Raw genomic sequence first — 11,251 nt, 5'->3', positions numbered from 1 at the left:
TTTAGTTTGTTATATTTATAACTACCTTAGGAATAGGAGGCAACATCTGGAAGTAGTTGAAATTTACCTCCGAAAGGAAGTAGAAAAGTAAGCTAAAGTTCTGGAAAGTACCTAAGAAAAGTCCTAAGGAAGGGTCCCAAGGTGTTAAGTAACCTAAAGTGTAAACAAAGGTGAAAGATAACTTGGGACTTTTTTTATGCCTGTTTATCCACCCTTATTTCATTGCAAAATTAACTTAAAATAAGTACAATATTTAAATTACCAACTAGGGGCAAAGGGGCGTTAAATGGCTAATCCCAAATATGCTTATTTTGAGGGGAAAATTGTACCTATAAGCGAAGCAAAAGTAGACATCAGGACCAATGCATTGCAATACGGAACTGCGGTTTTTGAAGGCATAAGGAGCTACTGGAACCAGGAGCAGGAAAAAAGCTATGTATTCAGGCTGCATGACCATTACCAGAGATTTTTGGAAAGCGCCCGCATTTTGATGATTAACCTGGGAAAATCCATAGAAGAGCTTTCCGGCATTACCTTGGACCTACTGCAGAAAGAAGGCTACCGGGAAGACTCTTATGTCAGGCCATACGCTTATAACAGCGGATTGACCATTGGTCCAAAACTGGTGGGTAACCCCCAGGATATATTTATTTACAGCATTCCCTTGGGAAAGTACCTGGAAACCAGTAAACCCATAAGCGTTTGTACTTCATCCTGGACCAGGATTAATGACAACAGTATACCTCCCCGGGCTAAAATAGCAGGCTCTTATGTAAATGCAGCGCTGCAAAAGACAGAAGCCCTTCTTAATGGTTACGATGAAGCCATAGTGCTAACTTCTGACGGCCAGCATGTCAGTGAAGGAAGCGCCATGAATATCTTTATGGTAAAAAAAAGCATGGTAATAACCCCTTCCATTACTGATGACATACTGGAAGGTGTAACCAGGAATACCATTCTGGAATTGGTTTCACGGGAACTGGGTTTGGAAGTAAGCCAGAGATCTATTGACCGTACAGAACTATATACTGCTGATGAGCTGTTTTTTTGCGGAACAGGGGCCCAGGTATCACCTATAGGCTCGGTGGATAAAAGAGTTATTAATGATAATCAGATGGGACCGATAACCAAAAAAATTCAAGACCTTTATTTCAAAATTGTAAAAAACGAAGTTGAAAAATATTCCCATTGGTGTACCCCGGTTTAAGGCTGGCAAAACCTTTTGTATTGGCAATAGCGGCATAATCCCGACTTATTAACAGAAAAATTGCCCGAATTGATACTGGTAATAGTTTTCAACAGTAAATTTCTTATATTACTGCCATCAGTAGAAGTAAAAGCAATGCGATGCCTGTAGTTGTTTTCTAAAAAGAAAAGCCAACCTTCGATGTTGCCTATATCGGTCTCACCTATATCAGAACAGGCCAAGGCATAGGCAGCCAGCTGCCTTTGGTAATTCTCAGCAATTTTTTTTGGTTTGTATTCAGCTGCCTTGTAATCAATTATCCTATATTTACCTCCAGGCAGCTGATCCAGACGATCCAGTTTGGCAGTTACAGCAAATTCACCTACCTTAATATAAATAAGCTGTTCCAGCCAAATATTTTCTATGCCCCCCAGGTCAAATAAGGGGCTGCCTAGATAGTTAGCAAGATAGGACTTGATTGTTTCATCCATCTTCAATTTTTCCAAATCCAGTTCCATTTCTGGCCACATATACCTGGCCCTGGTCAGTTTTTCCAGCCATTCATGCACTTTTTGGCCTTTTTCTATGGACTGGCTGATCTTTTCAGGAAGCCCCCATATATACTTATACCTGTATAGGGCAGGACAGGTTTGGTAATCCAGCAAAGCAGTTAGAGAAAAAACCTCCTGGTACTGCGCCTGATCTTTGGTTAACTGATTTTCTGGCATCCACTTCAACCCTGCTTTAGCTGCCCTATTAGCCTGATCAAGCAAATACTTATTGGCAGTTTCCAAATTAAGAACCACCGGGGCCGGCCTTTTCCTGGGAGGCAGAAAATTTAGCCAATTGCTGTCAGCTATAGAGTAATCCTGGCCCCAGTTCTGGTCTTTTAAAAAATCCAAACTAGGCTCATCTAATACCTTAAGCTGGTCAAAACGAGCAATTTCCTTAAAGAACGGCACTATCTTTTTGTTGGATTTATTCTTCTCCTGGTCATACTGGTCCTGGTACTGGCTATGGGATAAAACCAGCAGTTTTTTAGCCCGGCTGCAGGCCACATAGAAAATCCTTCTTTCCTCTTCATTATTTATTTCTTTCAAGCAGTCGTTAAACTTCTGCTGGCTGCTGAACTTTTCCTTTTTAGACCATATTTTATTGTCTTTCCTCAAGCTTGAAGGTAATAAGTATTGGGAATTGCTGTTTCTCCCCTTATAGTCATTAGCCCATAACATGGGCAAAAATATTACCTCAAATTCCAATCCTTTAGCTGCATGGATACTCATAATCTTTACGGAATCCTCACTGCTTAAGTCCACTGATTCCTGGCCTTCGTAATCAGTTTTAGCTACCTGGCTTAAATAAGTATTAAAGGCCCTGATGTCGCTATCAGGGACCTCGTCCTCAAAGTCGCTGGCTATCTTGATCAGATTTTCTACATTTTTAATTTTATGCCGGTGATAAGATCCAAAACCAGACCTTAGGTGGTCTTTTAATCCACTATGCTGATAGACCAGGCTTACCAGCTCCTTTAACCTCAGGCGGTAAGAACTTTGTATATAGAAGTTAAGCTGGTCGATAAAATCATCCAGCCTTGCTTTGGCCTGGCTGCTGACATATTCATTATAAGTCCGGTTTAAAATACCGGACAACAGGTTTACGGCATTACCCCGGCCGGGATCCCTTTTTAAAAAGAAAATATCCCTGTCTCCTATCTTAAACCGGTCAGATTTTAAAATATAGAGCAGATTAGCCTCATCAAATTGATCATAGGCTAGATAAAGCCAGGATAGGAGAAAAAGTATTTCCGGCTCAAAATAGAAGCTTTTGCTGCCAATTATCTCATATTTTATGCCCTTATTTTCCAAACCCCTGATTATGGTATCAAATTGTTTCCGGCGGTTAAGTATAGCCATGTCTTTTAGCCTTACTCCCCGATGGTTCAACTGGCTAATCAACTCGGCCATACCAGCCGCCTCCTGCTGGTGGTTGGGCTTATGGAAAAACAACACTTCCGAAGATTCAGCACCTTCTGCCGGGCTTAAAAATTTTTCAAACCGGTTCTGGTTAGCAGAGATTACCTGGTTTAAAGCAGAGATTATGTTGCTGCCGGACCTGAAATTAGTAGTGAGGTAAAAATCTTTTACCCTATGCTGCCTGAACTGTTCCCAATGGTCAAAATTTAGTATATTTTCCACACAGGCGCCCCTGAATGAATAAATGCCCTGGTCATCATCTCCTACCACTACCATCTTATTGGTAGGACTCTTAAGCAAAGCCAAAAAATAGGCTTGGGCTATATTGGTATCCTGGAATTCGTCTACGAATATATAGGAATAGCGGTTTCTGTAACTTTCCCTGATATCATCTTTCTCCGTTAATAAAAAATAAGGCAGATAAACCTGGTCCTGGTAATCAATGCTGTTGCTTTCCTTTTTCATCTCCTCGTAAAGCCTATAAATAGAAGCCAGTTCTCTTTGCACTTTTACTGCTTCCTTTTCTTCCCGGAACAGGGCACTGCTGCTATAGTTTTGCAGGTATTGGTAATGATGCTGGATATAGTGCTCCAGGTTTTGGGCTGTTATAAGGTTGTTTTTCAAGCTATCGATATAGGATATTATATCCTGCACTACCTTGCCCGGTGATTTCTTTAAATTAATATGCTCAAATTCATGCTCCCTGAACAGCTTGTAAATGAGCTGCCATGACTCTGCACTGCTCAGGACTTTTATATCCTTACCCAGAGAAAACTGGAAACTGTTTTCCTTAATTATTTCATAGCCGAAAGAGTTAAAGGTATATATATTTATATCTTCAAAATCATTCCCAGATGTATGGTCTCTTATCCTGCTCCTCATGTTCTCTGCTGCATTCCTGGTAAAAGTTAAAGCCAGTATCTGGCTGGGATGGCATAAGCCCTGGTTAATGATTTCTATTATATTTTTAGTAATAACCCAGGTTTTTCCAGACCCGGCACAGGCAATAACCCTTTTTATGGGAACATCGCTTTTCAGTACCTTAGATTGTTCTGCGGTTAACTTTAGTTCTTTATCCATAGTAAAATTTACAAAATACCTTAAAATCACAATTATTGCAGCCAAAATAATCACGGGAAGGTTCAAAATTCTCTTGGTTTATATTATCTATGATCCCTATTATGCTTTGCTTTAACTCCTGTTTTTGGTAATACTGCTCGGGCATCACTGCCACCGGATTTTTTTCATTGCTGAGGCTAATATATTTTAGCTTAACTTTTTTATCCTTCAAAAAATTTAAATCCGGACTTTCCTGTATGGCCATGCGGTAAATCTTTAACTGTATTTCCTCTTTTAGGTCATTATCGCTGTATTTTTTAGAACTGGACTTATAGTCTATCAGCTCAATACAATCTGGGCCCACAAAATTTATTTGGTCTATCTTGCCTCTTATCTGGTAGTTATCCAGGTAAAATTTAAATTCTTTTTCACTGATAGAATCCTGGGGTGAAACAGGCATCAGGCTTTTGAAGAACCTTTCAAAATCATTTAGGGCATTGGTTTTTGATTCCTTCCTTAATGCCTTGAATTCAAACTCCTCCTGCTCCCATAGTTCCTCTATTATGCTTTTAAGGTTAGCCCAGCTAAAGTCTTCTTTACTTTCAAAGAATTTTTGCAGCACCAGATGGTAAAGGCTTCCTATCTTTAATCCCACATCAGCAGGGGTTCTAATTTTAAAAAAATAATTAAACTTATATTTAAGCGGGCACTGCCGGTAAGTATCCAGGGAACTGTAGGAATAGGTGGGATTAAACACCTGGAAGGGTATATGCCTGTTGTCGCTGAACTTAATATTTTCCCACCAGCTGTAAGCCGGCCATCTCCAATTTAGGAAATCAACATATTTCTTTAGCTTGTACCTGGAATAATAAAGGCCCCTTTGTTTGCGGTATGCCAGCACCAGGGCTCTTCTTTTTGCCTGCCAGCTGTTAGCGTTATCCAGGGTAAAGCCCGGATTGGAATCAGCTGTATTAATATGTAAGCTGCCGGCAATTTTTTTTAAATCCAGGAAAAACGATGATTGGGGCCTGCTCAGGTTGGAGGTTATATATAGATATTTACGCCCCCTGGTAATTCCGCTATACAGGAGCCTTCTTTCATCTTCAATATGCCTTTTTTTAAGCTCCAGTGCGGAAAACTGCCGGCCCTGTTCAAAATAACTGAACAGCTGCAGGTCATAACTCTGGGGCAGATAAAAACCGGCAGGTATGTATCCCTCGCTTAAAAAAGGTACAAAAACCGCTTCAAACTCCAGGCCTTTAGCCTGGTGGTAGCTTAACAGGTTAACTTTATTTAGAGGTGAAACTGATAGGCCCTGCTCTATCTCTTCTATAAAATGCCCTTCTATTACTTGATTTAGAAAATCCAGGTACTGGCTGATAGAAGCACGAGGATTCTCCTGGTTATAGTTTCTAACACTGGTAAGAAAATCACTAACCCCCTCCCATGAAAGGTTTGGTTTGCCGGCCAGTCCTAAACTTTTGTCCTGCACCAATTGCAGCAAAAAATCAAATACAGGCTCCCGGCTTTTTTCCTTAAACCTTTCTAATGATTTTAAAAAACTATCTATGGCCCCTGTCTTGCCATATTCCTTATTGTCAGTTAAGAATGCCAGCAGGTTGGGGTATTGTTCTGCCTGCTCCCGGTAGCTATGCTTAATGGTTTTAAGCAGCAGTGGTTTAATATTTAATACCGAAGACAGCATAATTGATTCTATCAGGTAATCCTGCTCTTCTGCCTGTCCTGGAGGGAGGGTGAATAGTTTTAGAACATTAAGCAGATACCGGACCTCATTATTATCCAGTATGGTTCTAGAGCCCCTCCTGGCAAAAGGTAGGCGGTTATGCTCCAGGGCATTTTCAATAATATGGGTCTCATAACCTAGGCCCTTTATTATTACCGCTATCTTTTCCAGGGGTATACGGCTTTGACGGAGCCACTTTATTTTCTCACATATAAATTGGGCTTCTTCCAGCATATTGGGAAAATCCTTAATTACCACCTTGCCCCTGGTGCTGGAGCTGGATTTTTTTTTAGGTATCCTGTATTGGTTGCGTGATATAAAATGGTGGGCTAGTTTATTTATGTCTTTTCCATTACGGAAATTATGCCGGCCTTCCACTATATTTTTAGGATTTATATTATGATACACCTTTTCAAAATTTTGAGACAATGAACCCCGGAAGCTAAAAGTCGACTGGTCATCATTTCCCCAGAATATGCAGTTATTACGGGATATAAGTTCTATTATTTTCATCTGGGCCCGGTTTGATTCATGAAGTTCGTCAAACAGGATATAGTCATATTTTTTTTTGTATTTTTCCCTAAACCCATTATTGCTGGTAAGAATTTTTACCGTGTGCTGGAGAAGCAGGCCGTAATTATAGGAATTTTGCTGCTGTAAAGCTTCCAAATATTTTAAATATATGCCTCCTATCTCCGATAGGGCTTTGCTTTTGTAGGGGTTGAAACGGTCTAATATTTGTCGTGGAGAGAGCAGGCTTTCCTGAGCCCTTAATATAAAATCAAAGACCTCCTGTATATAACTATGGGCTATATATTGGCCTTGGCCTAAATAGCGGCGGCTAATGGAGTAATGTTTGGGGTCCAAGCCTTCCATAACCTGGGTAAGTAAAACCCATTGCTGGGTGGAGTTTAAAACCTTTACTCCTGTATCTATATCCTGGATATCCTGATTAGCCCTTAATTGGCTTAAGAAACAATGAAAATGATAATCTTGCAGCAAGCTAAGGCAAAAGGAGTGAAAAGTATTTATGGGAATCTCAGCCTGGCCCCTGGGAGAATCCAAAGCCGTGCTATCCCTCAATATTTTAGCCCATCTCCTATTGAAACAAAAAACCAGTATCCGGCTGGGATCTGTTTTCTTTTCCCTGATCAAATATCCTATGGTTTGAACCAAGGATTGGGTTTTCCCGCTTCCGGGAGAACCGGTAACCAGTATGTTTTCACCACTGGTTAAAGCTTTTTTTATTTTATTTAGCATTAATCTGTCTTAATTCTATCAATATCTCCTTTAGCAGCATGAGCTCCAGCCTTCTATAATCCACATCGCTGGTAAGCTTTGCCCATTTTCTGGGATTATCTTCAGGAATGTATTTATCCAGCTCAGAAAGTATATCTCCCATAAAACACCCCTATTCATATTTTGTCCTATACAAAGCAAAATTAAATACTATTAATAAAATTTATATCACTTTTTACTTCTAAACCCAAACGTAACTACCAAAAATGTCCGGTAATGCAGCATAGTTTTATAGGTGCTAAAAAAACATGGAGCGGGCTACGGGAATTGAACCCGCGTCTTAAGCTTGGGAAGCTTACGTACTACCACTATACTAAGCCCGCTAAAATTATTTATCCTGCCCTGCAGGTTCCGGCTGGCTTTCCGGCCCAACCTTTGTCTCCATTGACGGCAGCTCCTCTGCGGCCGTTGGCTTTTCTTCTACTTGTGCAGCCTGGCCCTGGACCAAATTGGCTATGGTTAGATTGGTCTTTAATACCTTAATACCTAATTTATTTTGGGTTATATCCTGGGCAGTATCTATTACCTGCTGCATCTTTTCTGGTATATTGATATTCTGGCTCAAATCCACCGCCATGTCTATTATGGCTCCCCTGGATTTAGGTGTTATTTTTACCTTTATATTATCTACCCCTTCCAGGGTTTGGCCCGAACATTTTATCTGCTGGGCTACTGAATCCAGGGATATCATGGCATTACCGTTTTTCACTTTATATACAGTGGCAATCCTGGATCTTCGCCTATAGAATTCCATCAATAGCAAAAAAAGGCTCAAGGCAAAGATAAACAGCAGGATCAATGAAGATATAAAAGGGTTTATTCCCATATCAGGGTTAAATACTGTTAAGGCTATATCAGACCATTTAAAATAACCAATAAATTCATTGACTATAGCCAGAAGTGATAAGCATGCAGTAAATAGAAGCAAGATGATTACTACCACTTTATTAAATATGTTCATATTTTCACCCGTTAAATTAATAATCGATAACCTATAAGATTATAATAAAAGAAAAAAATTTAATAAAGCAATTTATTTTTGTATCAAAAGCAGGTAATATCTTTAACAGATGTCGGAAACTAAAAAAACATTAGTAATACTTAACCCTGCTTCCGCCAGGCACACCACCCTGCTGGCCCGGCCGGAAGTGGAATCTGGGCTTGCCCGTTATAATATTGACTACCATCTTCATATCAGCACCAGCGCCCTGGATATAATGCAAATAATTAAAGAGGGCAGGGAAAAATATAAAACCTTTATTTCGGTAGGGGGAGATGGTACGGCCCACTATATGGCTAACAGCCTGGCCGGTACCGATAAATGCCTGGGTATTATACCCATGGGAAGCGGAAATGATATATCTGCCTATTTTAATATTCCCCATGATATAGACCAATGCTGCCGTATCATAAAGGAAGCCCATGTTAAGCGCATAGACCTGGGATTGATAAACCAGAAATATTACCACCTGGGAGTTGCGGGCTCTGGTTTTGATTCTGAAGTTACAGATTTAGCCAATAAAACCCGCCTTCCCATTAAAGGGCCCTTTAAATATACCTATGCGGTTTACAATAAATTAATTACCTTCCGTTCCCGGGAATTTAAGCTGGAATATGAGCATGGAAACAGGTCAATTTATTCTATGATGATTGCCGTAGCCAACCTGCCCAGTTATGGAGGAGGAATGAAAGTAGCCCCCTTGTCAGACCCAACTGATGGAATGCTTGATGTCTGTATAATAAAAAAGATGAGCAAGATCCATTTTGCCCGCATATTTCCTACCGTTTTTGAAGGTAAACACATAGATGATCCCTTTGTAGAGACATTTCAAACCGCCAAGATCAAACTTGACTGCCCCCAGTTCCGGTTCAGCGTATTTGCCGATGGTGAATATATATGCAAGCTGCCTGCTGAATTTGAGTTAATCCCCCAGGCATTAAACCTGATTGTGCCTGCTAATACCTAGCCCAGGCTCCATTGGTATATTTAAACAAGGTAGAAGGAGGGTCTGTCCTGTTGCCCCGTTCATCAAAAGTGATATTTCCCACTACCCCATCCACCGATATGGTCTTTAATTCATCCATAAAATCCTGGGGCAGGATGGAGTTAGCTTTCTTCATAGCGGCTAGTAGTACCTGTACCGCATCATAAGAATAAGGCGCATACCTGCCAGGCTCCTTGGACAGTTCTTGCTCCATGGACTCAGTATAGTCTGTATATTTATACCAAAAATCTATTGCTTTTTTATCTTCTGTAAACCTGGCTATGGAAGGAGGGTCAGATACTACTGCAATTAATCCCTCCAAATTTTCAGAACTGGCCAGTACGCCTATCTGATCATCCATTGCTACCTCATCGGTAACAAAGACGGAGTTAATACCTGCTTCCCTGGCTTTGGTGATAAGGTTAGCCAGCTGGTCATATTCAGCGCAGCAAAAAATATAATCAGGCGTGTCCAGCAAAAGATTTTCAGTGATAATTTCATAACCTTCAGAAGAGAAGTCTATGGAATACCTCCTGGTGATATCAATTTGCTTTGCTTTTAGGGATTGCACCAGGTAATCTACCAGATTCACTGAATACTCACTCCTGTTATCTATCAGGATAAGCTTGGCTGGTTTTAGCTGATCAGCCAAAATTTTAGCTATATTTTCAATTCTCTGCTGATTGCTCATCACCATCCTGAAAAAATTATTCCCCATGCCATTAAGGTCTTCCCCTTGAGCATAAGGAGTGATAATGGGTATCTTGTATTCATCATATACAGGAATGGAAACCTTGGTAGTACCATTAAAAGTAGAGCCCACTACTGCAGATACATCCAGTTCCGCCATCTCCTGAGCAACCAGAAAGGCTTTCTCCGGATCCCCCTGGTCATCTCTGCTAACCAAATCAATCTCGTATTGAAATCCCCCTATCTCTACTGGAGAAAGTTCAGACACTGCAATACTGGCAGCAACTGTCTGGTCAAATCCCAATACTTCATAGTCCCCGGATAGGGCGGCTTGGCTACCAATCCTTATTATTCTTTCCCTGTTTTCACAAGCAGAAAAATTCAACAATAAACTGAGCAGAAAGGTAACCAGAACTAAAAAAATTATTGTTTTATTGAATTTTTTAAATCCCATAATGATAGATGATTATAACAGAAAATATGAAAATGATAATTATTTTTAATCAAAGTATGGTAAAATTTATCAATATATCAACAATACTATACCACCTTCCTTAATGTTTTTATCAGAATTTCTAAATAGGGAAAGTATAAAACTGTCGGTTCAGCATCTTAAGCAGTCCTGCTTTCAAAATATCCATACTGCGGTAATACTTGGATCTTTTTTAAGCAGCAGCACCAGCTTTTTACCTTGGGAAAATAAGCAAGAAATACCTATGGAAGAAATACCGGGATATCCCCTCCCCTCCGTAACCGGGCATCTTGGCCGGATAATTTTAGGCAGTATGCATAATAAACTTATACTGGTGTTTGGAGGAAGGGTGCATTACTATGAAGGTTATGGGCATGCAGAAGTGCTATTGCCGGTAATGATTGCCCACCGCTTGGGGGCCAGGCAATTAATATTAACTAACTCTGCCGGCGGTTTGAATTCTGAATTTAAGCAAGATGACATAATGCTGATAACCGATCATATCAATTTAACCGGAGATAACCCTTTATTTGGATACCGTTATCAAAGCAGCCAGGATTACTTTTTGGATATGTCTTATCCCTATAGCCCTAATCTTTTACAGCTGGCCCGGAAAGCCGGAAGGCAGCTTGGCCTTAATTTAAAAAACGGAGTCTATGCCGGCCTAAAGGGGCCTTCATTGGAAACCAGGGCAGAAGCTAAAAGATTACAGCTGGCAGGTGCTGATGCAGTGGGCATGTCCACCGTAACTGAAACTATAATGGCCCGCTACTTGGGCCTGGAGGTATTGGGAATATCCCATATAAGAAATTTGGCCAATCAGGCCAAATTTAAGTACAATCA

8 protein-coding genes and 1 tRNA gene are annotated in these 11,251 nt (G+C 40.4%); 3 read left to right on the top strand and 6 right to left on the bottom strand.

What is annotated here, in order from left to right:
• Positions 1-286 precede the first annotated feature (286 nt).
• A complete protein-coding gene (locus PHN32_08530; GenBank protein MDD3777634.1) occupies positions 287-1,207 on the top strand; it encodes a branched-chain amino acid transaminase in 921 nt (306 codons plus the stop codon).
• On the opposite strand, the gene PHN32_08525 is transcribed toward PHN32_08530, so the two are convergent.
• The 5 genes from PHN32_08525 to amaP form a co-directional block, all read right to left on the bottom strand.
• Complete coding sequence (locus PHN32_08525) at positions 1,204-4,239, bottom strand: ATP-dependent DNA helicase (GenBank protein MDD3777633.1); 3,036 nt, start codon at positions 4,237-4,239, stop codon at positions 1,204-1,206. The two genes, PHN32_08530 and PHN32_08525, sit on opposite strands and share 4 nt — an antisense overlap.
• Entirely contained in the window at positions 4,232-7,222 is a 2,991-nt protein-coding gene (locus PHN32_08520) for an ATP-dependent DNA helicase (protein MDD3777632.1), read from the bottom strand. Before PHN32_08520 ends, PHN32_08525 begins: the two co-directional genes overlap by 8 nt.
• Positions 7,212-7,364, bottom strand: a complete 153-nt coding sequence (locus PHN32_08515; GenBank protein MDD3777631.1) for a hypothetical protein — start codon at positions 7,362-7,364, stop codon at positions 7,212-7,214. The genes PHN32_08520 and PHN32_08515 overlap by 11 nt, the downstream gene beginning before the upstream one ends.
• Positions 7,365-7,510: 146 nt before the next feature.
• Positions 7,511-7,584: transfer RNA gene (locus tag PHN32_08510), tRNA-Gly, on the bottom strand.
• Between the two features lie 5 nt (positions 7,585-7,589).
• A complete protein-coding gene (amaP, locus tag PHN32_08505) occupies positions 7,590-8,222 on the bottom strand; it encodes an alkaline shock response membrane anchor protein AmaP (GenBank protein ID MDD3777630.1) in 633 nt (210 codons plus the stop codon).
• 109 nt (positions 8,223-8,331) lie between these two features.
• On the opposite strand from amaP, the gene PHN32_08500 reads away from it, so the two are divergent.
• Positions 8,332-9,228, top strand: a complete 897-nt coding sequence (locus tag PHN32_08500; GenBank protein MDD3777629.1) for a diacylglycerol kinase family lipid kinase — start codon at positions 8,332-8,334, stop codon at positions 9,226-9,228.
• Here the strand turns inward: PHN32_08500 and PHN32_08495 are convergent.
• Positions 9,218-10,321, bottom strand: coding sequence for a branched-chain amino acid ABC transporter substrate-binding protein (locus PHN32_08495; protein ID MDD3777628.1), 1,104 nt, complete (start codon positions 10,319-10,321; stop codon positions 9,218-9,220). The two genes, PHN32_08500 and PHN32_08495, sit on opposite strands and share 11 nt — an antisense overlap.
• A 172-nt stretch (positions 10,322-10,493) precedes the next feature.
• Between PHN32_08495 and PHN32_08490 the strand changes: the two genes are divergently transcribed.
• Positions 10,494-11,251: purine-nucleoside phosphorylase (locus PHN32_08490; protein ID MDD3777627.1), on the top strand; the 758-nt coding region annotated here is incomplete at its 3' end.

Source organism: Actinomycetota bacterium (genome assembly GCA_028698215.1).
Taxonomy (GTDB): Bacteria; Actinomycetota; Humimicrobiia; order Humimicrobiales; family Humimicrobiaceae; genus Halolacustris.
The sequence above is the reverse complement of the archived record's forward strand: the minus strand, read 5'-3'. Positions and strand labels throughout refer to the sequence as shown.

Bases quoted from the DNA above. Each gene is read 5' to 3' on its own strand.
- PHN32_08530 (MDD3777634.1), top strand. From the start codon at position 287: ATGGCTAATCCCAAATATGCTTATTTTGAGGGGAAAATTGTACCTATA.
- PHN32_08525 (MDD3777633.1), bottom strand. From the start codon at position 4,239: ATGGATAAAGAACTAAAGTTAACCGCAGAACAATCTAAGGTACTGAAA.
- PHN32_08520 (MDD3777632.1), bottom strand. From the start codon at position 7,222: ATGCTAAATAAAATAAAAAAAGCTTTAACCAGTGGTGAAAACATACTG.
- PHN32_08515 (MDD3777631.1), bottom strand. From the start codon at position 7,364: ATGGGAGATATACTTTCTGAGCTGGATAAATACATTCCTGAAGATAAT.
- amaP (MDD3777630.1), bottom strand. From the start codon at position 8,222: ATGAACATATTTAATAAAGTGGTAGTAATCATCTTGCTTCTATTTACT.
- PHN32_08500 (MDD3777629.1), top strand. From the start codon at position 8,332: ATGTCGGAAACTAAAAAAACATTAGTAATACTTAACCCTGCTTCCGCC.